We start from the raw sequence: 23,849 nt of genomic DNA, 5'->3' as shown, positions 1-23,849 counted from the left end.
TGAACTGCACGAGTTTGTAAGTCGGAGGTTTTTTCGTATGACCAATTCTTTGCAACCTGCATATGCTCTGGTCCCGGGTGCGAACCTGGAGGCCTATGTGCACACCGTCAACAGCATCCCATTGCTGTCGCCGGAGCAGGAGCGTGAACTGGCCGAGAGTCTCTATTATGAGCAGGATTTGGGGGCGGCTCGGCAGATGGTGCTCGCCCACCTGCGTTTTGTCGTACATATCGCCCGTAGCTATTCCGGCTACGGCCTGGCCCAGGCAGACCTGATCCAGGAAGGCAACGTCGGCCTGATGAAGGCCGTGAAGCGCTTCAACCCGGAAATGGGCGTGCGCCTGGTGTCCTTTGCCGTGCACTGGATCAAGGCGGAAATCCACGAGTTCATCCTGCGCAACTGGCGCATCGTGAAAGTCGCGACCACCAAGGCCCAGCGCAAGTTGTTCTTCAACCTGCGCAGCCAGAAGAAGCGTCTGGCCTGGCTGAACAACGAGGAAGTCCACCGTGTGGCGGAAAGCCTGGGTGTAGAGCCTCGGGAAGTGCGCGAGATGGAAAGCCGCCTGACCGGCCATGACATGGCCTTCGACCCGGCTGCCGAAGCGGACGACGACAGTGCATTCCAGTCGCCGGCCAACTATCTGGAAGACCACCGGTACGACCCGGCCCGTCAACTGGAAGATGCCGACTGGAGCGACAACTCCAACCACAACCTGCACGAAGCGCTGGAAGTGCTGGACGACCGCAGCCGTGACATCCTCTACCAGCGTTGGCTGGCGGAAGAAAAAGCCACGCTGCACGACCTGGCGCAGAAGTACAACGTGTCGGCCGAGCGTATTCGCCAACTCGAGAAGAGCGCGATGAACAAGCTCAAGTTGTCGATTGCTGCGTAACTGGCGACCTGGCAATAAAAAATGCCCCGATCATTGATCGGGGCATTTTTGTTTGTGTACGGTTTGTCGGTTGTACCCGATTTACTGTGGGAGCGAGCCTGCTCGCGAAGAGGGAGTGTCAGTCGACATTAATGCTGTCTGATGCACCGCATTCGCGAGCAGGCTCGCTCCCACAGGGGATTTGAGGTGCTATTGGGCCCAAGGCGCCCGGCGCGAATCGTTCAGCCCGACCAGATAGCTGTCGCCACCCAGTTGGCTCATTTGTCGCCGAATCCAGCCTGCACGTCGCGCCACGTAAGCGGTCGGATGGCTCGCACTCCACACACGAGGGTTGGGCAGCACGGCGGCCAACAAGCTCGATTGCTGACGGCTGAGGTTCCTGGCGCTCACACCAAAGTGATGCCGGGCCGCCGCTTCAGCGCCAAACACGCCGTCATCCCACTCGACACTGTTGAGGTACACCTCAAGAATCCGCTGCTTGGGCCAGAGCACTTCGATCAGTCCGGTGAACCAGGCTTCAAGGCCTTTGCGCAGCCAGCTGCGGCCAGACCACAGGAACAGGTTTTTCGAGACTTGCTGGCTGAGGGTGCTGGCGCCACGGATCGAGCCGCCGCGCTCGTTATGGGCAAACGCCGCCTGAATCGCGCCGATATCGAAGCCCCAGTGCTCCGGGAATTTCTGGTCTTCGCCGGCAATCACCGCGACTTTCAGGTCGTCGGAGATCTCGTCCCAGGGTTTCCAGGTCCGTTGCAGGTCAATGGGTTCGCCGTCAAACCAGGATTCGATCTTGCGCTCGACCATCAGCGTCGTCCCTGGCGGCGGCACCACGCGAAAGATCAGCACCAGCAATACGCTGCCACCCATGAACCAGAGCACGGCCTTGGAGAAATGACGGAAATAGATACGCAGCATAGAGATGGCTTGGCCGAACCCGTTGAGCGGGCCATTATACAGACCCTTTGGATCGAAACTGACTGGAGTTCCGCATGCTGCGTGGCTTTCTGATGCTGGCCGCTTTTTTCGGCTTCACCGGTGTCGGCCTCGGGGCCTTTGCCGCCCATGGCCTGAAGAGCCGCCTGAGCGCCGAGTATCTGGCGATCTTCCATACAGGCGTCACCTATCAACTGGTGCATGCCCTGGCGTTGCTCGGCGTTGCAGCGCTGGCCACGCAAATTCCCGGTCGACTCGCCACTTGGGCCGCTGCATCGTTTGCCATCGGTATCCTGCTGTTCTCCGGTAGCCTGTATGTATTGACGCTGACGGGCATCAGTAAGCTCGGCATCATCACCCCGTTCGGTGGCCTGGCCTTCCTGGTGGGCTGGTTTTGCCTCGGACTTGCCGCCTGGCGCCTGAGCTGACTTAACGGTCCATTTCATGACGAATGGCTTGGGTCGGCCTGACTGATCGGGCTAGAATGCCAGCCCCTAAAAATGATGGCGGCATCCGGCATGCGCATTCAGTTGAACGGCGAATCCCTTGAACTGCCCGACGGTGAAACCGTTGCGGCCCTGCTGACCCGTCTGGATCTGACCGGACGCCGGGTGGCGGTCGAACTCAATCTGGATATCGTCCCGCGTAGTCAGCATGCAGATACCACGTTGAACGACGGCGACAACGTCGAAGTGGTGCACGCCATCGGCGGCGGCTAGCAGCCTCGGCCCAGTGGCCACACAATTCTGCAAGTACCTCACCCCTACAGAGGATTTCCCATGAGCATCGTTCGCAGCGACAAGCCTTTCGTCCTGGCCGGTCGTACTTACCAGTCGCGTTTGCTGGTCGGTACCGGCAAGTACCGTGACATGGAAGAAACCCGCCTGGCCATCGAAGCCTCGGGCGCCGAGATCGTCACCTTCGCCGTGCGCCGCACCAACCTTGGCCAGATCGAGGGCGAGCCGAACCTGCTCGAAGTGCTGTCGCCGGATCGCTACACCTTCCTGCCGAACACCGCCGGTTGCTACGACGCCATCGAAGCTGTGCGCACCTGCCGCCTGGCCCGTGAACTGCTCGACGGCCACAACCTGGTGAAGCTGGAAGTGCTGGCCGACCAGAAAACCCTGTTCCCCAACGTGATCGAAACCCTCAAGGCCGCTGAAACGTTGGTCAAGGAAGGCTTCGACGTGATGGTCTACACCAGTGATGACCCGATCATCGCCCGTCAATTGGCGGAAATCGGCTGTATCGCGGTGATGCCACTGGCCGGTCTGATCGGCTCCGGCCTGGGAATCTGCAACCCGTACAACCTGCAGATCATCCTCGAAGAAGCCAAGATTCCAGTATTGGTGGATGCCGGTGTCGGTACTGCTTCCGACGCCACCATCGCCATGGAACTGGGGTGTGATGCAGTGCTGATGAACTCGGCCATTGCCCACGCCCAGCAGCCGGTCATGATGGCTGAAGCCATGAAACATGCGATCGTCGCAGGCCGCCTGGCCTACCTCGCCGGCCGTATGCCGAAAAAACTCTATGCCAGCGCCTCTTCGCCGCTGGATGGTCTGATCAAGTAAGAGCCATTGATGACTGAATCGAACGACACGCCAATCCAGACGGAAGAAGGCGACGAGCGCCAACACCGCCGCATCAAGAGTTTCGTGATGCGTGCCGGGCGCATGACCGAAGGCCAGCAAAAGGGTCTGGAGCAGGGCACTCCGCTGTTCGTGCTGCCATTGGCCGACGCGCCGGTGGATTTCGACCAGGTGTTCGGTCGCTCGGCACCGCGCTCGCTGGAAATCGGTTTCGGCATGGGCCATTCGCTGCTGGAAATGGCAGCGGCCTCGCCCGAGCAGGATTTCATTGGCGTCGAAGTGCACCGTCCGGGTGTCGGCGCGCTGCTCAATGGCGTGCTGACCCAGGGTTTGACCAACCTGCGTGTCTACGATTGTGACGCCATCGAAGTGCTCAACCGTTGCGTGGCGGACAATAGCCTTGATCGCCTGATGCTGTTTTTCCCGGATCCGTGGCACAAGAGCCGTCACCACAAGCGCCGTATCGTTCAGGCGTCCTTCGCCGAGTTGGTGCGCAGCAAGTTGAAGGTTGGTGGCATTCTGCACATGGCCACCGACTGGGAACCTTACGCCGAGTACATGCTGGAAGTGATGAGCGTCGCGCCGGGTTACCGCAACCTCGCTGAAGACGGCAAGTGCGTACCGCGCCCGGCCGAGCGGCCGATCACCAAGTTCGAGCGCCGTGGCGAACGTCTTGGGCATGGCGTGTGGGATTTGAAGTTCGAGAAACAGTCCTAAGCCGTAATGCTGTAAAAACTGTAGGAGCGAGCCTGCTCGCGATGAGGCCATGACATTCAACATCTGAGTTGACTGTCAGACCGCTATCGCGAGCAGGCTCGCTCCTACAGTTGTTTTGTATTCGGCAAAAAAATCAGCGGCGGTCAGCGACCACGCCAATCAACACCAGCACCACCAGCAACACCGGCGCCAGGCTGTAGTTATTGAACTGGCTCAAGCCGCGCACAACCCACGGTGTGGCGTAGATCAGTGCCGCGCCGCTGCCGATCATGCACAGCAGGGACATCAGCGGCACGCGCAACGCGCCGGCGATGCTGCCCAGGCGCTGCTCGACCCAGCCTTTGAAATCCGCACCAAACAGCACCAGCAGGCAGCCCACCAGGGCCAGGGCGATTTCCGAGAGGTTGCTGCGGCTCCAGCGAGACACGGTGGCAAGCAGGTCGAGTACCAAATCCATTCGATTTCCTTATGTCAGAAATTTCTGCAGCAAGTCGTTGAGAAAGAGTTGTCCGCGCTCGGTGGCTACCAGACGTGACGGTTCGACCTGCAACAGGCCGCTTTGTTCGGCTTCACGGCGGCCTTGAGCAAGGCTTTCCAGCGTCATGCCGGTACGTTCCGGGTACAGCCGCGATTCGACGCCTTCAGTCAGGCGCAGCGCGTTCATCAGGAATTCGAACGGCATTTCATCATTGGTTAGCGCTTTCTCGCCAGCCTGGAAGCTCTTCGCCGGATTCAGGTAATCCTTCGGCAGGCGGGTCTTCCAGGTGCGAATGATGCGCCCGTCCGGATGGCTGAGCTTGCCGTGGGCGCCGGCGCCGATGCCGATGAAGTCGCCAAAACTCCAGTAATTGAGGTTGTGGCGCGCCGGGCGACCGGGCAGGGCATAGGCCGAGACTTCGTATTGCACGTAACCGTGTTCGGCCAGCAGCGCTTGCCCGGCCTCCTGAATATCCCACAGCGTGTCGTCTTCGGGCAGCGTCGGCGGCTGGTTCCAGAACACGGTGTTCGGTTCCAGAGTCAGTTGATACCACGACAGGTGTGTCGGCTTCAGGGCGATGGCGGTGCGCAGGTCGGCCAAGGCATCGTCCAGGGACTGATTCGGCAAGCCATGCATCAAGTCTAGGTTGAAGTTATCGAACCCGGCCTGCCGCGCCATGCCGGCGGCACGTACGGCTTCGTCACCATTGTGGATGCGGCCCAGGGCCTCGAGCTTTTCTTGCTGGAAGCTCTGGATGCCGATCGACAGGCGATTGATCCCCAGTTTCCGGTATGCCACGAACTTGTCTTGCTCGAACGTCCCCGGATTGGCTTCCAAGGTGATTTCGATGTCGCTGGCAAACGGAATGCGCTGTTCGACGCCTTTGAGCAAGCGACCCAGCGAATCAGCGCTGAACAGGCTTGGCGTGCCGCCGCCAAAGAAAATCGAGCTCAGCTCACGACCATAAACGGCGTGCAGGTCCTGATCGAGATCGGCCAGCAATGCGTCGACGTACTCTTCTTCAGGCAGCACGGGGCTGGCAGTGTGAGAATTGAAGTCGCAATAAGGGCATTTGCGCACGCACCACGGGATGTGGATATACAGCGCCAGCGGCGGCAGCACGGGCAGGGCCGCCCGAGGCGATTGAGCATCGCCGCCGAAGATCAGCGGCGACGCGGATGATTCACGGGTCATTTCAAGCCCAGACGCTGGCGCAGCAGATCCATTGCACGTGCGCGGTGGCTGATCTGGTTCTTGTCGCTCGGGCTCAGCTCGGCGCTGGAGCAATTACGCTCCGGCACCCAGAACAGCGGGTCGTAGCCAAAACCGTGCTCGCCGCTGGCCTGGGTCAGGATTCGCCCGTGCCACAAACCTTCGCAGAGGATCGGCAGTGGATCATCGGCGTGGCGCACCAGTGCCAGCACGCATACGAACTGCGCGCCGCGTTCGGCTTCAGGCACGTCTTTCAACACGTCGAGCAGCTTGGCGTTATTCGCCGCATCGCCCTTGCCATCGGCATAACGCGCCGAGTAGATGCCCGGCGCACCGCCAAGGAAATCCACCGCCAGCCCGGAATCGTCGGCCAGCGCCGGCAGGCCGGAGATGCGCGCGGCATTGCGGGCCTTGAGGATGGCGTTCTCGACGAACGACAGGCCGGTCTCCTCGGGCTCGACGCTGCTGAACTCGCCGATCGAGCGCAGATGCACCGACTCGCCGAGCATGGCCTGGAGTTCCTTGAGTTTGCCGGCGTTATGGCTGGCCAATACGAGTTGCGTGAAGTTGATCATTGGCCAGGGAAGAGCTCTTGGTTGAAATTGATGGTGTTGATCTTGTCGCCGGTCTGCACCTTGATGTCGAAGGTGCGGATTTCCTGCTGGGGTACCGGGTATTGGGCGATGTAGTAGATCGCTCCTTGCTCGGTGACCTGTTTGAAGTTCAGTGTGTAGCTTTGGCTGGTCAGGTCTTTGACGGTGCCGCTGACCTCGGCCGCCATCGGCGTGCCGGCCTTGATCACCGAAATGTTGATCACGCCCTGATCCTTGCTGCGGGTCAGTTGGGCGGCCTTGGCAACGTCCGGTAGCAAATAGGTGGAGTTGAAGGTGTTGTAGTGCACCGTTACGTCACCGAAGGTTTCCTTGCGTTCGCTCTTGATGGCGTCGGCGGCCATGGCGGTGACGCTCAGGCAGGCAGTGAGTAGAAACAACGCTAGACGACCCATGATCGTTCTCCTTGAAATAGGGTGGATCAGACTGCGACCCTGTGGTCGGCAAGTCCCGGGCTGCTGACCCGGTAGATGCCGATCTCACCTAACAGATTAGGCCATAGCTTGCTGGCCCACCCGTGCCGATGTTGTTGATCCACGGCCAGCCGATCAATGACCTTCGCTTCACGTTCGCGACACAAGGCTTCAAAGTCGGCGAAGGTACAGAAGTGAATGTTCGGCGTGTTGTACCAGGTGTACGGCAGAAACTCGGAAACCGGCATGCGGCCCTTGCTCGCCAGGTACCAGCGGCAGCGCCAGTGACCGAAATTCGGGAAAGTGATGATGCACTGGCGACCGACGCGCAGCATTTCCTCGAGGATCCTGTCCGGGTAGTGCACCGCTTGCAGCGCCTGGGTCATGACCACGACATCGAAACTGTTGCTGGCAAAGTTGCCCAGGCCCTTGTCCAGGTCCTGTTCGATGACGTTGATGCCCTTGGCCACGCACTCGGCGATGTTGTCGGCGTCGTTTTCCAGGCCATAACCGGTGACTTGCTTGTTGTCGCGCAGCCAGGTCAGCAGTTCGCCATCGCCGCACCCGAGGTCGAGCACGCGGCTGCCGGCGGGGATCCATTCCTGGATGATTTCCAGATCAGCTCTCATGGCTTTCTCACAACGTAATGCGGTTCATGTAATTGCCGAATGCCTGCAGGTAGCGCGGGATCGGAATCAGGAAGGCGTCGTGGCCTTGCGGGGCGTCGATCTCGAGGTAGCAGACGTCCTTGCGTGCGGCCATCAGTGCGTCCACCAGTTCTCGCGAGCGGACCGGGGAGAAGCGCCAGTCGGTGGTGAACGACATTACGCAGAACTTGGCTTTTGCACCTTCAAAGGTTTTTGCCAGGTTATCGTCGAAGTTCGCTGCCGGATCGAAGTAGTCGAGCGCTTTGGTCATCAACAGGTACGTGTTGGCATCGAAGCGCCCGGAGAACTCTTCGCCCTGATAGCGCAGGTAGCTTTCCACCTGGAATTCGACGCTGTGGAAGTCGTAGTTGAGCTTCTCGCTCTTGAGCCCGCGGCCGAATTTTTCGCCCATGGAATCGTCGGACAGGTAGGTGATGTGCCCGACCATCCGCGCCAGCATCAGGCCGCGCTTGGGAATCACGTTGTGTTCCTGGAACGAACCGCCGTGGAATTCCGGGTCGGTGAGGATCGCCTGGCGCGCCACTTCGTTGAACGCGATGTTCTGTGCCGACAGCTTGGGCGCCGAAGCGATGGCCAGGCAGTGACGAATGCGGTCGGGGTAGGTGATGCTCCATTGCATCGCCTGCATGCCGCCGAGGCTGCCGCCGATCACGGCCGCGAACCGGGCGATGCCGAGACGATCCGCCAGACGCGCCTGGCTGTGCACCCAATCCTCGACGGTCAACACCGGGAAGTCGGCGCCGAACGGCTTGCCGGTGTCCGGGTTGATGCTGCTCGGGCCGGTGGAGCCGTTGCAGCCTCCGAGGTTGTTCAGGCTGACCACGAAGAACTTGCTGGTGTCGATCGGCTTGCCGGGGCCGATGCAACTGTCCCACCAACCGGGTTTGCGGTCGTCGACGCTGTGGTAGCCGGCGGCGTGGTGGTGGCCGGACAGGGCGTGGCAGATCAGCACGGCGTTGCTCGCCATGGCGTTGAGGGTGCCGTAGGTTTCGTAAATCAGGTCATAGGCCGGGAGCGAACGACCGCAGGCCAACGCCAGGGGTTCGCTGAAGTGCGCCACTTGCGGCGTCACCAGACCAACAGAATCGGGGGGAAAGGCAGCTGGCATCGACCCTGCTCTCATTGAAATGAGGCGTAAGTCTAAAGACCGCTGGGGTTAGCGGCAAGCAAAGGCCGGGCCTGATTTCATTCAATAAGATCGAGGTGCGCCATTCGCGAGCAGGCTCGCTCCCACAGGATCGATGCGGTCCATGTGGGAGCGAGCCTGCTCGCGATGAACGATGACGCGATCAGCCTGCCGGACGCACCAGATCTGGCAAGTCCGGCAGCTTCTTCGGCGAGCAGATTCGCACCCGTTTCTGCCGGTTCAACTCGCCGCTGATCAAACTGACCTGGCTCTTGGACACGCCGAAGGCCTTGGCCAGGAACGCCATCAGATACGCGTTGGCCTTGCCCTCGACCGGCGGCGCGGTCAGGCGGATCTTCAGGCGATCGCCGTGCAGCCCGCAGAAGTCATCGCTACGGGCTGCCGGTTGCAGGTGACATTCCAGAATCAGGTCGTCACCGTCCCAGCGAAACCAGCTCACCGGGTCAGATCAACACGCGGAGGATTTCCGGCATCATGGTCATGGCGGCGAGGTTGTTGATCACCAGCATGTCGAACAGCTTGAGTGCCAGGAATGCAAAGATCGGCGACAGATCCAGGCCGCCCAGGTTCGGCAGGAACTTGCGGAACGGCGCCAGGGCCGGCTCGCAGACGTCGTTCACCAGCTCGGCGCCCGGGTTATGGCTGCCCGGGGCGACCCAGGACAGGATCACGCTGATGATCAGGGCAAAGAAGAAAATCTTCATGAACAGCGCGGTCACGCCGATGATCGACCAGATCAGCAGTTGCAGCGGGTTCCCGGTGGTGCCGTAGGTCAGTAGCAGGGTCAGGGCCATCAGCGCCAGTTGTACCAGGATCGCGAGCACCAGCGAGGACATGTCCAGGCCGAACACGCTCGGGATGATCCGGCGCAGTGGCTTGAGCAGTGGCTGAGTGGCCTTGACGATGAACTGGCAGATCGGGTTGTAGAAGTTCGCTCGCACCAGTTGCAGCACGAAGCGCATCAGCACGATCAGCAGGTACAGGCTGCCGAGGGTTTGCAGCACGTAGACCGCTGCGGTGTTCAATCCAATCATGAAAAGCTCCTTATTGACCCAGTTGTTCGGCCATCTCGGCCGAGCGATGCGCGGCAGCGCCGAGTGCCTTTTCGACCAGGGCTTCAAAGCCATTGGCCTGGAACGATTTGATTGCAGCTTCCGTGGTGCCCGCAGGCGAGGTGACGCGGCGGCGCAGCTCGGCGGCGTCGACGTCGCTGGAGACCGCCATGTGGGCGGCGCCCAGGGCGGTTTGCAAGGTCAGTTGCGCGGCGATGTCCGCCGGCAGGCCGAGCTTCACGCCAGCGGCGGTCATGGCTTCGATCAGCAGGAAGAAATACGCCGGGCCCGAGCCGGAAACGGCGGTGACGGCATCCAGTTGCTGCTCTTCATTCAGCCAAAGGGCGATGCCGACCGCGGACAGCAGCTCCTGGGCCTGCTGGCGCTGTTCGGCGGTCACTTCGGCTGTCGCGAACAGGCCGCTCGCGCCCTGACGCACCAGCGCCGGGGTGTTGGGCATGCAGCGCACGATCGGCTGGGCGCCGAGCCAGTTGTTCATGCTGGCGCAGGTGATGCCCGCGGCAATCGACACCACCAGTTGATTGGGCTTGAGGCTTGGGCGAATGGCTTCGCACACGGCTTTCATCGCCTGGGGTTTGACCGCCAGGACGACCACGTCGGCACCGTCGATGGCCTGGGCGTTGTCGGCAAAGGTTTCGATGCCGTGTTCAGCGCTCACACGGGCGCGGGTTTCTTCGCCCGGATCGCTGGCGCGGATCTGCGCGGCTTCCAGACCCTTGGCCCGCAGGCCGCCGATCAGGCTGGCGGCCATGTTGCCGGCACCGATAAAGGCAATACGTGTCTTGCTCATGTCAGGTCCTTATTCAGAAGTGTGTCAGCCATGTTTACGGCTGGCTGTAGTCACGGGCGCCAAACAGGGCTGTACCAATACGGACCCAAGTGGCGCCTTGGGCAATGGCCGACTCAAGGTCGTGGCTCATGCCCATGGAAAGTGTGTCGAGTGGCAGATTCAGGCTGGCTTGCAGGCTTTGCACGGCCGCGAAAGCGGCATCCTGGGCGGCGCGGTCTTCAGTCGGCTCCGGGATTGCCATCAACCCGCGCAGTTTCAGGCGCGGCAGGTTACTGATGGCGTTGGCCAGGGCCGGCAGGTCGGCCGGGGTGCAGCCGGATTTGCTGGCTTCACCGCTGACATTGACCTGAATGCAAATGTTCAGGGGCGGCAGATCGGCGGGACGTTGTTCGGACAGGCGTTGTGCGATTTTCAGACGATCCACGGAATGCACCCAGTCGAAGTGCTCGGCGATAGCGCGAGTCTTGTTCGATTGAATGGGGCCGATGAAGTGCCAGATCAAGGGCAGGTCGGCCAGTTCCAGCTGTTTGCCCAGCGCTTCCTGCAGGTAGTTCTCGCCAAAGTCGCGCAGGCCGGCAGCGTAGGCTTCACGCAGGTCCTGAGCGGGTTTGGTCTTGCTCACCGCCAGCAACCGGACGCTGTTTTCGGCGCGGTTAGCGGCAAGCGTTGCGGCATGTATGCGCGAACTAACCTGAAGAATGTTGTCTGCTATGGTGGACATCAAGAGGCGCCAGCGGTCTGAAGGTTCGCGGCATTCTACTGGAATTGAGAGGCGCTATGGATATCACTGAGCTGCTGGCATTCAGCGCCAAACAGGGGGCGTCCGACCTGCACCTGTCCGCCGGCCTGCCACCGATGATTCGCGTCGACGGTGATGTGCGGCGCATCAATCTGCCGGCCCTGGATCACCGACAGGTGCAGGCGCTGATCCATGCCATCATGAATGACACCCAGCGGGTGGATTTCGAAAAGCATCTGGAAACCGACTTTTCCTTTGAAGTGCCCGGCGTAGCGCGCTTTCGGGTCAATGTGTTCACCCAGAGCCGTGGCGCGGGTGCGGTGTTTCGCACCATTCCGGCGAAAGTGCAGAGCATGGACGAGCTGGGTATGGGGGATGTGTTCCGCAAGATGACCGACGCCCCTCGTGGCCTCGTGCTGGTGACCGGCCCGACCGGTTCCGGCAAATCCACCACGCTGGCGGCGATGATCGATTACCTCAATACCCATCGTCATCACCATATCCTTACCATCGAAGACCCCATCGAGTTCGTTCACGAGTCGCGCAAATGCCTGATCAATCAGCGTGAAGTCCATCGCGATACCCGAAGTTTCGCCACCGCCTTGCGTTCGGCACTGCGGGAAGACCCGGATGTGATCCTTGTGGGGGAGATGCGCGACCTGGAGACCATTCGCCTGGCATTGACCGCGGCCGAAACCGGCCATCTGGTGTTCGGTACGCTGCACACCACGTCGGCGGCAAAAACCATCGACCGGGTAGTCGACGTGTTTCCGGGGGACGAGAAGTCGATGGTGCGCTCGATGCTCTCCGAGTCGCTGCTGGCGGTGGTGTCCCAGACCCTGGTGAAGAAAATCGGCGGCGGACGCATCGCCGCCCACGAGATCATGCTGGGCACATCGGCGATCCGCAATCTGATCCGCGAGGACAAGGTGGCGCAGATGTACTCGGCGATTCAGTCGGGAGGGTCGTTGGGGATGCAGACGCTGGATATGAGCTTGAAGGACCTGGTGACCAAGGGGTTGGTCAGTCGTGACCATGCGCGGGAGAAGGCGCGGTCGCCGGATGGGTTTTGAGGAGAATTTGTGGTGCTTTCAAGGGCCTTTTCGCGAGCAAGCCCGCTCCCATATGGACTGCATCAATCCTGTGGGAGCGAGCTTGCTCGCGATGGGGCCATCATGTTCGATACAGATTCAGGGCACTTAAATCAGCGCTGAACAACCCGCAATTGATTCGGCTCTTTCGGCAGAACCCGCTTGGCAACCACGTAGTGGTTTTCCCAGTACGGTTTCTTCAAGGTGTCGATGGACACCGACTTGCCGCGGCGTGGCGCGTGGATGAAGCGGTCGTTGCCCAGGTAAATGGCAACGTGATTGACCCGACGGCTCTTGATGTTGAAGAAAATCAGGTCGCCCGGCTTCAGATCGTCGCGATCGACTTTCTCCCCATGACCGCTGGCCATGGCGTTGGAGGTGCGTGGCAGGTCGAACGTGGCGTCGTTGAACGCGTATTTCACCAGGCCGCTGCAATCGAAGCCTTTGCTTGGGCTGCTGCCACCCCAACGATAGGGAGTGCCAAGGACGTTCACGGCGCGGCTCAGCACGTCGCTGCTTTCCTTGGTGCCCATCGGCGGAACCAGGCCGCTTTTGCTGCTGGCCAGGCTTGGAGCATATTTAGCGGATTTCTTGTCTTTGCTCGAAGGAGCAGAGGCATGGGATTTCGGGGTGTAACCATTAACGTTTGGAAGACGTTGCTCACGATTGGTGGCGTGGGCGGCCAGTGGCATCAAAAGGCAAATGGTTAGCCATGTCTTGAAAAATGAACGCATTAGGCAAGGCTCTTAATAAGTTAGCGCGCAACTTTATAACAGCTTTTTTGTCGCTTCCGAGGCCGTTGGTCGATTCAATCAGGGGGGCAATGGTGGCAAAAAAGCGGCAAAATGGCGCAATTGTCGGACAGGAGTCTTGTGTTACAAGGCTTTGACAGGCGTGAAGGTAGCACTTGCCATACGTCGGGTGCCTGTAAAAAAGTCACAAAGATTTAAAGAATATTTATCTATCGTGCGAATCGAGGTCATTCATGAACCCCTATCAACAGACTGTCCAGCAGCAAGACACCCACAGCAAAGTGATCGGTTACCTGCTGTGGATTTTCGGTTTTACCGGCGCTCACCGCTTCTATTACGGCAAACCGGTGACCGGGACGATCTGGTTTTTCACCTTCGGCTTGCTGGGGATCGGTTGGCTGATCGACCTTTTCCTGATCCCTGCGATGGATCGCGAGGCTGACCTGCGGTTTACCGCGGGCCCGATCGAATACAACGTGGCGTGGATCCTGCTGACGTTTCTCGGGGTGTTCGGTGTGCACCGGATGTATCAGGGGAAATGGATCAGCGGGTTGCTGTACCTGCTGACGGGCGGATTGTTCTTTCTCGGGGTGCTGTATGACTTCTGGACGTTGAATGACCAGGTTTCTGTGCGTAATGCTCAGAATAGAGGCGCCTTCTAAATCGCCTTCGCGAGCAGGCTCGCTCCCACAGGGTTGGTGTGTAGCCATGGATTTGTGAATCACCACAAATCCACTGTGGGAGCGAGCCTGCTCGCGAAGGCAGGCGATGCGGTTTTACGCCTGGTGGCTAATGCGCCCATCCACCAGGGTGTAACGCACCACACCCGGCAAGCTGTGGCCAATGAACGGGCAGTTTTCGCCCTTGGACAGCCAGCTTTCACCCGCCACGGTCGAGGCCGCCGGGTCGAACAGTACGATATCCGCCGCGCCACCCACCGCCAGTTTGCCTGCCGGCAGGCGCAAGGCCTCGGCAGGGCCGGCGCTCAGGCGCTGGAGCAGTGTCGGCAGGTCCAGCAAGCCGTCTTCGACCAGGGTCATTGCCAGCGGCAATAGCAGTTCGACACTGCTGATGCCCGGCTCGGTTGCGCCGAACGGTGCCAGTTTGGCGTCACGCTCATGGGGTTGGTGATGGCTGGAAATGGCCGAGATCACGCCGGATTTCACCGCAGCGCGCAGGCCGTCGCGGTCGGCGCGGGTGCGCAGCGGCGGCTGGACGTGATACAGGCTACTGAAGTCGATCAGGGCTTCGTCGGTCAGGATCAACTGGTACAGGGCGACATCCGCGGTCACCTTCAGGCCCCGGGCCTGGGCCTGGGCGATCAGCTCCACACCGCGTGCGCTGGTGAGCTGGCTGAAGTGCGCGCGCACGCCGGTCTGTTCAACCAGCAGCAGATCCCGGGCCAGGGCGACGGTCTCGGCACTTTCCGGAATGCCCGGCAAGCCCAGGAAGCTGGCGGTCGGCCCTTCGTGAGCCAGGCCACCCTCGGCCAGGTCGTGATCCTGGGAGTTGAAAATCACCGTCAGGTCGAAAGTCGCTGCGTAGTCCAGCGCCCGGCACAGGGTGCGGGTGTTACGGAAACTCTCCAGACCATTGCCGAAGGCCACGCAACCGGCATCGCGCAGTGCCACGAGTTCGGCGAGCTGTTCGCCGTCCAGGCCTTTGCTCAGGGCGCCAATCGGGAAGACTTTGGTGTTGCCGGCCTCGCGGGCGCGGTCGAGGATCAGTTCGGCCACCGCCGAGGTGTCCAGCACCGGTTTGGTCTTCGGCGGGCAGCACAGGCTCGTCACGCCGCCAGCCGCCGCCGCGCGGGTTTCGCTGACAATCGAGCCTTTGCGGCTGTAGCCCGGCTCGCGCAGGGCAACGTTGAGGTCGACCAGGCCGGGAGCGGCCACCAGGCCTTTGGCGTCGATGGTGTCGACGGCGACAAAACCGGCTGGCGCCGCGCCAAGGGCGACGACTTTGCAGGCTTCAATGTGGATATCGGTCACTTGATCCAGACCGCTGGCCGGATCGATTACGCGGGCGCCGAGAATGCTGAGCTTCACTGGGCGTTCTCCTGCTCGAATTGGCGCTGGGCAGTCTGCCCGCTCATGGCCATGGACAGTACCGCCATACGAATGGCGATCCCGTAGGTCACCTGGTTGAGGATCACCGATTGCGGGCCGTCAGCCACCGCAGACTCGATTTCCACTCCACGGTTGATCGGCCCCGGGTGCATCACGATGGCATCGGGCTTGGCGCCGGCCAGCCGCGCGGTGGTCAGGCCGAACAGGCGGTAGAACTCGCCCTCGCTCGGCAACAGGCCGCCGGTCATGCGTTCACGCTGCAAGCGCAACATGATCACCACGTCTACGTCTTTCAGGCCTTCGGTCATGTCGGTATAGACCTTCACGCCGTATTGCTCGATACCGATCGGCAGCAGGGTTTTCGGCGCAATCACGCGGATATCCGGGCAACCGAGGGTTTTCAGGGCCAGCATGTTCGAGCGCGCGACCCGCGAGTGCAGGATGTCGCCGACGATGGCCACCGAAAGGTTTTCGAAACCGCCCTTGTGCCGGCGGATGGTCAACATGTCGAGCATGCCCTGGGTCGGGTGCGCGTGCCGGCCGTCACCGCCGTTGATGATCGCCACTTGTGGGCAAACATGCTCGGCGATGAAGTGTGCGGCACCCGAATCACCGTGGCGCACGACGAACATGTCGGCGGCCATGGCTTCCAGGTTGCGCAGGGTGTCGAGCAGGGTTTCGCCCTTGCTCGCCGACGATGTCGACACATTGAGGGTGATCACGTCCGCCGAGAGCCGCTGGGCCGCCAGTTCGAAGGTGGTGCGGGTGCGTGTCGAGTTCTCGAAGAACACGTTGCACACGGTCTTGCCGCGCAGCAACGGGACTTTCTTCACGGCCCGGGCACCGACTTCAAGGAAGGAGTCGGCGGTGTCGAGGATTTCCGTCAGCAGCTCGCGGCGCAAACCGTCGAGCGAGAGGAAATGGCGCAGCTGGCCCTGATCATTGAGCTGCAGCGGGCGCTTGGTTTCTAGAGGCGTCATCGCGAGGGGGACTCTCAATAGGGCGAATTAAAGGGCGAGGTCTTGCAGTTCGAGCGCGAGCTCGGGGCCGGACAGCTTCACCCGTTCATGGGCAGCCAGGGACAGGGTCGCGCCCACCACGTTCGGGCGGATCGGCAGCTCGCCGGCGTCCAGGTCCAGCAGGCACACCAGCGTCACGCTGGCCGGGCGGCCGTAGTCGAACAGTTCGTTCATGGCGGCGCGGATGGTCCGGCCGCTCATCAGCACGTCGTCGATCAGCACCAGGTGCTGGCCTTCGATCTCGAACGGCAGCGCCGAAGGGCGAACCTGCGGGTGCAGGCCGTTCTGGCTGAAATCGTCGCGGTAGAAGGACACGTCGAGAGTGCCGAGGGGCTCATTGCTACCCAGTTCCTTGAGCAGGGCCTGGGCCACCCAGACGCCGCCGGTACGGATGCCGATGAAGCGCGGGTCGCTGATGCCTCGTTTGACCAGATAGGCGTCAAGTCGGGTCGCCATCTGGCTGATCAGTTCGGCGGGATTGGGCAGGCTCATGGTTGCTCCTTCTTGGGCCCGAGCCGGCTTGTGCGCGCAGTGGCTCGGGTTGTAGCTAAGAGAGACGCACAGCGACTCTTCAGGATTCAAACAGTGCGGTGTTTTCATCGAGCCAGCCTTGCAGCAGCAGGGCGGCGGCGATGGCATCGACCGGGTTATCGCGGTAACTGCCTTTCTGGCCGCCACGAGCCAGGCGTTCGCCCTTGGCCTCGAAGGTGGTCAGGCGTTCATCGTGGGTATAGAAGGGCAGGTTGTAGCGGCCGTTCAGGCGCCTGGCGAACTTTTCCGCGCGGGCGCACATGTCGCTGGGCGTCCCGTCCATGTTCAATGGCAGGCCGACCACCACGGCATCGGGTTTCCACTCCTTGATGAGGGCTTCGACCTGGTTCCAGTCGGGAATGCCGTTCTGCGCCTTCAGGGTGCACAGCTCGCGGGCCTGACCGGTAATCACCTGGCCGACCGCAACGCCGATCTGTTTGGTGCCGTAGTCAAACCCCAGAATCAGTTTCAGGGCCATCAGGCGTGCCCCGCCTGGCTGGTCAGCAGGCTGAGGTTGACGCCCAGGTGCCTGGCTGCCGCTTCCAGGCGCAACTCACTGCTGGTATTGAACAGGATGTCGGCGTCGAACGGGCAGTTCAACCAGGCGTTCTGCGCCAGTTCGGCCTCCAGTTGGCCGGGCTCCCAACCGGCGTAGCCGAGGGCAATCAGGCTTTTTGCCGGGCCGACGCCGTCAGCGATGGCGAACAGCACGTCCTGGGAAGTCGACAGGGCTAACTCGTCTTCCAGATCAACGGTCGCCTGGAAGCTCAGGCCTTTGGGGTGAAGAACGAAACCGCGATCGGTCTGCACCGGACCACCGATGAAGATCGGCACATGCTGGCAGAGCGCTGGCGGTTCGATTTCCGGGCGCAATTGCTCAAGGATATCGGCCAGGTTCAGATCTTGCGGACGGTTGACCACCAGCCCCATGGCGCCATTGGCCGTGTGCTCGACGATGTAGGTCAAGGTGTGCGCAAAGTTCGGGTCGGCCATGTGCGGCATGGCGATCAGGAATTGATGCTTGAGGTAGCTGGGGCTGACGTTTTTCATGACCGCTAGTGTGGCGTTCGAGGGGCGAACTGACAAGCTGGGGATGCACAGGAAGTGTCCCGAATATCAGCAACGACATAGATTAAATGTGGGAGCGAGCCTGCTCGCGATGATGGCGGAACATCCAGCATTCAAGTGTCAGACAGATCTCAATCGCGAGCAGGCTCGCTCCCACAGGGGATTTGCGGTGAATCAATTGCTTGAGAGTCGATCCCCGCGGGCAAATTTCCAGGTGCGGATGATCTCCAGCCGGTCGATATCCGACAAGTCTCCGGTAAACGGCGCAAACGGCGCCGCCAGCCGGACGATCCGTTGCGCTGCCTGATCCAGCAGCGGTTGCCCGGAAGACTCCAGCACCAGCACTTCATACAGCGAACCGTCGCGGTTGATCGACACCATCAGGCGCAAGTTGCCGTAGATCTGTTTGCGCCGCGCTTCGTCGGGGTAGTTGAGGTTGCCGATGCGCTCGACTTTCTTGCGCCATTCGTCCTTGTACCAGGCGCCCTTGTCGCGCATGGTCGATGCCGCGCTCAAGCGGTGGATGCGCGGGCGCTTGGCGTACAGCTGTTGTTCGGCGGCCAGTTCCGCTTCGAGGCTGGCAATGTCGCTGGACAGTTGCTCACTGTCGAAGGTCGGCGCCTGGACCTGGGGCTTGACCTCGGTCTTGGGCTCCTCGGTCTTGGCGGGGGCTTTTTTCGGTTTCGGTGCCACGGTGGTCACGGCAGCCTTGGGCGGGGCCTCCTGAGTTTCAGGCTTGGCGGCCGGCGGTGGCGTGACCTTTTGCACCTTGTTGTCCTGGAACGGCGCGACCTCGGTGGTCTTGGGAATCGCCTTTTTATCCAGGGTGCCGCTGCCTTGCTGATTCTCCTGAGCCAGGAAATCGGCTTTCTCGGGCTTCTTTTCGCTCTTGAAGGTGGCGAGGGTGATTTCCAGGGTTTTGCTGATCTGCTTGGGCTCGACCACTGCAAATCCGACACCCAACAGCAAGGCCAGGTGGATCAGCGCTGCCAGAAACAGGGTAAAACCGAGGCGATCGACCGGGCGCACGCCACGGTGGGCGAGTTCGACAGGCAGATCGGACGGGAGGGTCATGACAAGGAAACCAACATCGCGTTTTCACAGGCCGCGCATGATAACGCAATGTTGGTTTGGCTAATCAACGTGCCTTGAGCTTCTGATCGATGGCATCCATCAGCATGCCGCCGATGTCGGTGCCAAATGCATTATCGATCTCGCGAATGCAGGTCGGGCTGGTGACGTTGATTTCGGTCAGGTGCTCGCCGATCACGTCCAGGCCAACGAACAACAGGCCTTTTTCACGCAGGGTCGGGCCGACTTGCGCGGCGATCCAGCGGTCCTTGTCGGTCAGCGGGCGGGCTTCGCCACGGCCGCCGGCGGCGAGGTTGCCGCGGGTTTCGCCCTTGGCCGGAATCCGCGCCAGGCAATAATCCACAGGCTCGCCGTCAATCATCAGGATGCGCTTGTCGCCATCGACGATGGCCGGCAAGTAGCCCTGGATCATTATTTGCTGCTGGCCATGCAAGGTCAGTGTTTCGAGAATCACCGAGAGGTTCGGGTGGCCGGCGGTGTGGCGGAAAATCGAAGAGCCGCCCATGCCGTCCAGCGGCTTGAGAATCACATCGCCATGGTGGTCGGCGAATTCGCGCAGTACGTCCGGGCGGCGGCTGACGATGGTCGGCGGCGTGCACTGCGGGAACAGCGTGGCGAACAGCTTCTCGTTGCAGTCACGCAGGCTTTGCGGCTTGTTGACCACCAGCACGCCGGCGCGCTCGGCCTGTTCCAGCAAATAGGTGGAGTAGACGAACTCCATGTCGAATGGCGGATCCTTGCGCATCAGGATCACGTCCAGATCGCTCAGCAGCGCGTCGCTTTCGGCGCCCAGTTCGAACCACTTTTCCGGGTTGGCGAAAACCTGCAGCGGACGCATCCGGGCCCGGGCCTGGCCTTCGCCCTGATACAGGTCGCGCTGTTCCATGTAGAACAGCTCCCAGCCACGCTTCTGCGCGGCCAGCAGCATGGCCAGCGAGCTATCCTTTTTATAGGAAATGCTGGCGATAGGGTCCATGACAATCCCGACGCGAACGCTCATTGGGTTTTCCTCGAAATTTGGGGGAGCGAGAACCGCTTTTCTGTAGGAGCGAGCATGCTCGCGATGAACTCAAGGGCACCGCGGGGTGTCAGGTTTCCCGCGTCATCGTTGACGTCCATCGCGAGCATGCTCGCTCCTACAGTTAATAGAAGCAGTGCCGTATAAAAGTGGCGTCAGAGTGGCGCTGAGTGTGTTCCCGGTCAAGGAAAAACCACCTTGCAGGTCGTCCGATAGATTGGTTCTGGAGACTGTGCTAAAAAGGCTGCCATGTCGTGCCGGCCCTTGAGCATCAAGGGTTTCGAGCCGCGTTAACCGGCAAACGGACAATTTGTTTCGCAAAGGCGACGGTAGAGCATTTTATGGAACAGCACCCCAGCGCCTTGAAGGTCATGGTGATCGACGACTCGAAGACGATCCGTCGCACCGCCGAAACGCTGCTCAAGAACGTGGGTTGTGAGGTCATCACGGCCATTGACGGTTTTGATGCCCTGGCCAAGATTGCCGACAATCATCCCGGCATCATCTTTGTCGACATCATGATGCCGCGCCTGGATGGCTATCAGACCTGCGCCCTGATCAAGAACAACAGCGCGTTCAAGTCCACGCCGGTGATTTTGCTGTCGTCCAAGGACGGGCTGTTCGACAAGGCCAAGGGGCGCATCGTCGGCTCCGACCAGTTTTTGACCAAGCCGTTCAGCAAGGAAGAATTGCTTGATGCGATCCAGGCCCATGTTCCTGGCTTCGCCGCCGTTTTGCCGCAGTAGGACACGCACAGTGACGCTCGGCCATCGGGCCCGGCGTCGACAAAAATGGGGAAGACCATGGCACGTATTCTGATCGTCGATGATTCGCCGACCGAAATGTACAAACTGACTGGCATGCTGGAAAAGCACGGTCATGAAGTGTTGAAAGCTGAAAACGGTGCCGACGGCGTGGCCCTGGCCCGCCAGGAAAAGCCCGATGCGGTGCTGATGGACATCGTCATGCCCGGCCTCAACGGCTTCCAGGCCACCCGCCAGCTGACCAAGGACCCGGAAACCGGGCACATCCCGGTGATCATCATCACCACCAAGGATCAGGAAACCGACAAGGTCTGGGGTACGCGCCAGGGCGCCAAGGACTACCTGACCAAGCCGGTCGATGAAGACACCCTGATCAAGACCTTGAATAACGTGCTGGCCGGTTGATCGTCAGGCCATGAACGAGTCGCTGACGGCTTTCGAACTGCTGCTGCAAATCGACCGGCGCTGTCGGTTGCTGGCGGCAGACTTGCCGTCCCAGCCGGCCCGGCGGGACAGCTGGAGCGGCATCGGTTTCCGCCTGGGTGAACAGTGGTATGTCGCGCCCATGAGCGAAGTGAGCGAAATCCTGCACGAGCCGCGCTCCACTCAGCTGCCGGGGGTCAAGCCCTGGGTCAAGGGTGTCGCCAACCTGCGCGGGCGTTTGCTGCCGGTCATGGACCTGTGCGGTTTCTTCGGGTACGAGCTTTCGGCGGCACGCCGGCAGCGACGGGTGTTGGTGGTGGAACATGAAGAAGTGTTTGCCGGGTTGCTGGTCGATGAAGTCTTCGGCCTCCAGCACTTTGCCCAGGACAGCCTGGAGCCGGTGCCGGCAGACGAGTTGAAGGGGCCGGTGGCGGCGTTCGTCAAAGGCCGGTTTCAGCGCGAGCAGTGCTGGCAGGTGTTCAGCCCGTTTGCGTTGACGCAGTCTCAAAGCTTCATGCATGTGGCGGTGTAACCGGACAACAGAGAACCCTGTGGGAGCGAGCCTGCTCGCGATTGAACGATAACGCGGTATTCCTGAAACACCGCGGCGCCTGAATCGCGAGCAGGCTCGCTCCCACAAGGGGCTTGGTATGCTTTACAGGGTGTTGGTTAACAGGCGAGGACCGATGATAAAAGCAAAAGCAGGCAAGCCAATGGAAGGGTCGCGCAGCCGGTCGCAGATTATCGTGCTGTTCATCGCGCTGATCGTCTTCATCATGCTGCTGTTCGCCAACTTCGCGTACCTCAACACTCAGGCTATCTACGACAAACAGTACATCGGCCACGCCGGCGAACTGCGCGTGCTGTCCCAGCGTATCGCCAAGAACGCCACCGAAGCCGCTGCCGGCAAGGCTGCCGCGTTCAAGTTGCTCAGCGATGCGCGCAACGATTTTGCCCGGCGCTGGGGTTATCTGAAGAAGGGCGACCCGGCCACCGGCCTGCCGTCGGCCCCCGCCACCGTGCGTCCGGAGATGCGCGCGGTGCAACAGGACTGGGAACGCCTGCTGAAAAACACCGATGCGATTCTTTCCAGCGAGCAAACCGTACTGTCGCTACATCAAGTCGCCGCGACCCTGGCCGAAACCGTGCCGCAGTTGCAGGTCGAGTACGAGAAAGTCGTCGAGATACTCCTGCAACGGGGCGCCCCGGCGGCCCAGGTGGCGATGGCCCAGCGCCAGTCGTTGCTGGCCGAACGGATCCTCGGTGCGGTCAACACGGTGTTGGCCGGCGACGAAAATTCACAGCAGGCCGCCGATGCGTTCGGACGTGACGCGACGCAGTTCGGCAAGGTGCTCAACGGCATGCTCCAGGGCGACCCTGCGCTCAAGGTCAGCCAGGTCGAAGACCGCGATGCCCGTGCGCGACTCGCAGAAATCTCCGAGCTGTTCGAGTTCGTCTCGGGTTCGGTGGACGAGATCCTCGAAACTTCGCCTGAGCTGTTCAAGGTCCGCGAATCGGCCTCGAACATTTTCAGCCTGTCGCAAACCCTGCTCGACGAAGCCTCACACCTGGCCAGCGGTTTCGAAAACATGGTCGGCGGGCGTACCACCGACACCATAGGCGGTTACGTGCTGGGGTTGTTGGCGCTGACTTCGATCATCCTGATCGGCATGGTGATGGTGCGTGAAACCAATCGTCAGTTGCGCGAAACCGCGGAGAAAAACGAGCGTAACCAGAACGCTATCATGCGCCTGCTCGACGAGATCGAAGACCTGGCCGACGGCGATCTCACGGTGACCGCCTCGGTGACCGAAGACTTTACCGGCACCATCGCCGACTCGATCAATTACTCCGTCGACCAACTACGCGATCTGGTCGCGACCATCAACCTCACCGCCGGCCAGGTGGCCGCCGCCGTGCAGGAAACCCAGGCCACCGCCATGCACCTGGCCCAGGCGTCGGAACATCAGGCTCAGCAGATTTCCGAGGCCTCCATGGCGATCAACGACATGGCCGAGTCCATCGACCAGGTATCGGCCAACGCGGCGGAGTCTTCGGCGGTTGCCGAGCGCTCGGTGGAGATCGCCAACAAGGGCAACGAGGTGGTGCACAACACCATCCACGGCATGGACAACATTCGCGAACAGATTCAGGACACCGCCAAACGCATCAAGCGCCTGGGCGAGTCCTCACAGGAAATCGGCGACATTGTCAGCCTGATCGATGACATTGCCGATCAGACCAACATCCTGGCTCTCAACGCGGCCATCCAGGCGTCCATGGCCGGTGATGCCGGTCGCGGTTTCGCCGTGGTCGCCGATGAAGTGCAGCGCCTGGCCGAGCGCTCATCCGCCGCCACCCGGCAGATCGAAACCCTGGTGCGGGCGATCCAGACCGACACCAACGAAGCAGTCATTTCCATGGAACAGACGACGACCGAAGTGGTGCGCGGCGCTCGTCTGGCGCAGGATGCCGGTGTGGCCCTGGAAGAAATCGAAGGCGTGTCCAAGACACTGGCGGCGTTGATCCAGAGCATTTCCAATGCGGCGCAACAGCAGACGTCGTCGGCCGGTCAGATTTCCCTGACGATGAACGTGATCCAGCAGATCACCTCGCAGACGTCGTCGGGTTCCACCGCCACGGCCGACAGCATCGGTAACCTGGCGAAAATGGCCAGTCAGTTGCGTCGTTCGGTGTCCGGTTTCACCTTGCCGGATGCCAAGGCGCAGGTTGTGGACAAGGCTTGAACCGCCCATGGGT

Annotated in this window: 30 protein-coding genes; 11 read left to right on the top strand and 19 right to left on the bottom strand. The window is 61.0% G+C overall.

Annotated elements, in window-relative coordinates; translation table 11 throughout:
- Positions 1–37: 37 nt before the first annotated feature.
- Positions 38–892 carry an RNA polymerase sigma factor RpoH gene (gene rpoH / locus AC3ITA_RS27205; RefSeq protein WP_007975386.1) on the top strand — a complete coding sequence of 285 codons (855 nt, stop codon included), beginning with the start codon at positions 38–40 and terminating at the stop codon, positions 890–892.
- A gap of 189 nt (positions 893–1,081) precedes the next feature.
- Here rpoH and mtgA read toward each other — a convergent pair whose 3' ends face one another.
- Positions 1,082–1,804 carry a monofunctional biosynthetic peptidoglycan transglycosylase gene (gene mtgA, locus AC3ITA_RS27200; RefSeq protein WP_095944383.1) on the bottom strand — a complete coding sequence of 241 codons (723 nt, stop codon included), beginning with the start codon at positions 1,802–1,804 and terminating at the stop codon, positions 1,082–1,084.
- Between the two features lie 74 nt (positions 1,805–1,878).
- On the opposite strand from mtgA, the gene AC3ITA_RS27195 reads away from it, so the two are divergent.
- From AC3ITA_RS27195 to trmB, 4 genes are all read left to right on the top strand, one after another.
- Complete coding sequence (locus AC3ITA_RS27195) at positions 1,879–2,250, top strand: DUF423 domain-containing protein (protein WP_095944384.1); 372 nt, start codon at positions 1,879–1,881, stop codon at positions 2,248–2,250.
- A 90-nt stretch (positions 2,251–2,340) separates the two neighbouring features.
- The gene (gene thiS, locus AC3ITA_RS27190) at positions 2,341–2,541 is read left to right on the top strand and encodes a sulfur carrier protein ThiS (protein ID WP_167394879.1); all 201 of its coding nucleotides are present in this window, start codon (positions 2,341–2,343) and stop codon (positions 2,539–2,541) included.
- Positions 2,542–2,601: 60 nt separating this feature from the next.
- Complete coding sequence (locus tag AC3ITA_RS27185) at positions 2,602–3,396, top strand: thiazole synthase (RefSeq protein WP_007975390.1); 795 nt, start codon at positions 2,602–2,604, stop codon at positions 3,394–3,396.
- 9 nt (positions 3,397–3,405) lie between these two features.
- Positions 3,406–4,131 (top strand): tRNA (guanosine(46)-N7)-methyltransferase TrmB, encoded by a 726-nt coding sequence (trmB, locus tag AC3ITA_RS27180; RefSeq protein ID WP_095944385.1) that lies wholly within the window; start codon positions 3,406–3,408, stop codon positions 4,129–4,131.
- Between the two features lie 133 nt (positions 4,132–4,264).
- On the opposite strand, the gene AC3ITA_RS27175 is transcribed toward trmB, so the two are convergent.
- The 10 genes from AC3ITA_RS27175 to AC3ITA_RS27130 form a co-directional block, all read right to left on the bottom strand.
- Positions 4,265–4,588, bottom strand: a complete 324-nt coding sequence (locus AC3ITA_RS27175; protein WP_007987827.1) for a DUF3392 domain-containing protein — start codon at positions 4,586–4,588, stop codon at positions 4,265–4,267.
- Positions 4,589–4,597: 9 nt separating this feature from the next.
- Positions 4,598–5,803, bottom strand: a complete 1,206-nt coding sequence (hemW, locus tag AC3ITA_RS27170) for a radical SAM family heme chaperone HemW (protein ID WP_095944386.1) — start codon at positions 5,801–5,803, stop codon at positions 4,598–4,600.
- Entirely contained in the window at positions 5,800–6,396 is a 597-nt protein-coding gene (gene rdgB, locus AC3ITA_RS27165; RefSeq protein WP_008046485.1) for an RdgB/HAM1 family non-canonical purine NTP pyrophosphatase, read from the bottom strand. The genes hemW and rdgB overlap by 4 nt, the downstream gene beginning before the upstream one ends.
- Positions 6,393–6,827 carry a DUF4426 domain-containing protein gene (locus tag AC3ITA_RS27160; RefSeq protein ID WP_095944387.1) on the bottom strand — a complete coding sequence of 145 codons (435 nt, stop codon included), beginning with the start codon at positions 6,825–6,827 and terminating at the stop codon, positions 6,393–6,395. The genes rdgB and AC3ITA_RS27160 overlap by 4 nt, the downstream gene beginning before the upstream one ends.
- 26 nt (positions 6,828–6,853) lie before the next feature.
- The gene (gene metW / locus AC3ITA_RS27155) at positions 6,854–7,474 is read right to left on the bottom strand and encodes a methionine biosynthesis protein MetW (protein ID WP_095944388.1); all 621 of its coding nucleotides are present in this window, start codon (positions 7,472–7,474) and stop codon (positions 6,854–6,856) included.
- A 7-nt stretch (positions 7,475–7,481) separates the two neighbouring features.
- Positions 7,482–8,621 (bottom strand): homoserine O-succinyltransferase MetX, encoded by a 1,140-nt coding sequence (metX, locus tag AC3ITA_RS27150; RefSeq protein ID WP_489278867.1) that lies wholly within the window; start codon positions 8,619–8,621, stop codon positions 7,482–7,484.
- 181 nt (positions 8,622–8,802) lie between these two features.
- Positions 8,803–9,099: a DUF167 domain-containing protein gene (locus tag AC3ITA_RS27145; RefSeq protein ID WP_008046477.1), complete on the bottom strand. Its 297-nt coding sequence runs from the start codon at positions 9,097–9,099 to the stop codon at positions 8,803–8,805.
- Between the two features lie 4 nt (positions 9,100–9,103).
- Positions 9,104–9,694 carry a YggT family protein gene (locus tag AC3ITA_RS27140; protein WP_056726488.1) on the bottom strand — a complete coding sequence of 197 codons (591 nt, stop codon included), beginning with the start codon at positions 9,692–9,694 and terminating at the stop codon, positions 9,104–9,106.
- Positions 9,695–9,704: 10 nt separating this feature from the next.
- Positions 9,705–10,523: a pyrroline-5-carboxylate reductase gene (gene proC, locus AC3ITA_RS27135; RefSeq protein ID WP_489278865.1), complete on the bottom strand. Its 819-nt coding sequence runs from the start codon at positions 10,521–10,523 to the stop codon at positions 9,705–9,707.
- 34 nt (positions 10,524–10,557) lie between these two features.
- Positions 10,558–11,244: a YggS family pyridoxal phosphate-dependent enzyme gene (locus AC3ITA_RS27130; protein ID WP_150672083.1), complete on the bottom strand. Its 687-nt coding sequence runs from the start codon at positions 11,242–11,244 to the stop codon at positions 10,558–10,560.
- A gap of 56 nt (positions 11,245–11,300) precedes the next feature.
- Here AC3ITA_RS27130 and AC3ITA_RS27125 point away from each other — a divergent pair, with 56 nt between their 5' ends.
- A complete protein-coding gene (locus tag AC3ITA_RS27125) occupies positions 11,301–12,335 on the top strand; it encodes a type IV pilus twitching motility protein PilT (RefSeq protein ID WP_150672082.1) in 1,035 nt (344 codons plus the stop codon).
- A gap of 131 nt (positions 12,336–12,466) precedes the next feature.
- On the opposite strand, the gene AC3ITA_RS27120 is transcribed toward AC3ITA_RS27125, so the two are convergent.
- On the bottom strand, positions 12,467–13,087 hold the full coding sequence (locus tag AC3ITA_RS27120; RefSeq protein WP_095944394.1) for a C40 family peptidase: 621 nt from the start codon (positions 13,085–13,087) through the stop codon (positions 12,467–12,469).
- 251 nt (positions 13,088–13,338) lie between these two features.
- On the opposite strand from AC3ITA_RS27120, the gene AC3ITA_RS27115 reads away from it, so the two are divergent.
- The gene (locus AC3ITA_RS27115; protein ID WP_095944395.1) at positions 13,339–13,767 is read left to right on the top strand and encodes an NINE protein; all 429 of its coding nucleotides are present in this window, start codon (positions 13,339–13,341) and stop codon (positions 13,765–13,767) included.
- 114 nt (positions 13,768–13,881) lie between these two features.
- Here AC3ITA_RS27115 and AC3ITA_RS27110 read toward each other — a convergent pair whose 3' ends face one another.
- From AC3ITA_RS27110 to gshB, 7 genes are all read right to left on the bottom strand, one after another.
- Positions 13,882–15,153, bottom strand: coding sequence for a dihydroorotase (locus AC3ITA_RS27110; protein ID WP_095944396.1), 1,272 nt, complete (start codon positions 15,151–15,153; stop codon positions 13,882–13,884).
- Positions 15,150–16,154: an aspartate carbamoyltransferase catalytic subunit gene (locus tag AC3ITA_RS27105; protein ID WP_095944397.1), complete on the bottom strand. Its 1,005-nt coding sequence runs from the start codon at positions 16,152–16,154 to the stop codon at positions 15,150–15,152. The genes AC3ITA_RS27110 and AC3ITA_RS27105 overlap by 4 nt, the downstream gene beginning before the upstream one ends.
- 27 nt (positions 16,155–16,181) lie before the next feature.
- Positions 16,182–16,685, bottom strand: coding sequence for a bifunctional pyr operon transcriptional regulator/uracil phosphoribosyltransferase PyrR (gene pyrR, locus AC3ITA_RS27100; RefSeq protein WP_046039256.1), 504 nt, complete (start codon positions 16,683–16,685; stop codon positions 16,182–16,184).
- Positions 16,686–16,764: 79 nt separating this feature from the next.
- A complete protein-coding gene (ruvX, locus tag AC3ITA_RS27095) occupies positions 16,765–17,202 on the bottom strand; it encodes a Holliday junction resolvase RuvX (RefSeq protein WP_095944398.1) in 438 nt (145 codons plus the stop codon).
- Complete coding sequence (locus AC3ITA_RS27090) at positions 17,202–17,774, bottom strand: YqgE/AlgH family protein (RefSeq protein WP_095944399.1); 573 nt, start codon at positions 17,772–17,774, stop codon at positions 17,202–17,204. Before AC3ITA_RS27090 ends, ruvX begins: the two co-directional genes overlap by 1 nt.
- A gap of 192 nt (positions 17,775–17,966) precedes the next feature.
- Positions 17,967–18,866, bottom strand: coding sequence for an energy transducer TonB (locus AC3ITA_RS27085; protein WP_095944400.1), 900 nt, complete (start codon positions 18,864–18,866; stop codon positions 17,967–17,969).
- Positions 18,867–18,930: 64 nt separating this feature from the next.
- On the bottom strand, positions 18,931–19,884 hold the full coding sequence (gene gshB, locus AC3ITA_RS27080; protein ID WP_095944401.1) for a glutathione synthase: 954 nt from the start codon (positions 19,882–19,884) through the stop codon (positions 18,931–18,933).
- Between the two features lie 359 nt (positions 19,885–20,243).
- Here gshB and pilG point away from each other — a divergent pair, with 359 nt between their 5' ends.
- The 4 genes from pilG to AC3ITA_RS27060 all read left to right on the top strand — a co-directional run bounded on the left by pilG (position 20,244) and on the right by AC3ITA_RS27060 (position 23,836).
- Entirely contained in the window at positions 20,244–20,648 is a 405-nt protein-coding gene (gene pilG, locus AC3ITA_RS27075; RefSeq protein WP_095944402.1) for a twitching motility response regulator PilG, read from the top strand.
- A 57-nt stretch (positions 20,649–20,705) separates the two neighbouring features.
- Positions 20,706–21,071 carry a twitching motility response regulator PilH gene (gene pilH / locus AC3ITA_RS27070; RefSeq protein ID WP_007897961.1) on the top strand — a complete coding sequence of 122 codons (366 nt, stop codon included), beginning with the start codon at positions 20,706–20,708 and terminating at the stop codon, positions 21,069–21,071.
- Between the two features lie 10 nt (positions 21,072–21,081).
- Positions 21,082–21,621 (top strand): chemotaxis protein CheW, encoded by a 540-nt coding sequence (locus AC3ITA_RS27065; protein WP_095944403.1) that lies wholly within the window; start codon positions 21,082–21,084, stop codon positions 21,619–21,621.
- Between the two features lie 154 nt (positions 21,622–21,775).
- Positions 21,776–23,836, top strand: coding sequence for a methyl-accepting chemotaxis protein (locus AC3ITA_RS27060; protein WP_150672079.1), 2,061 nt, complete (start codon positions 21,776–21,778; stop codon positions 23,834–23,836).
- Positions 23,837–23,849 lie beyond the last annotated feature (13 nt).

The sequence above is a fragment of the Pseudomonas sp. GL_090 genome (assembly GCF_057837765.1).
Note: the sequence above shows the minus strand (reverse complement) of the source record. Positions and strands in the feature narration are given on the sequence as shown.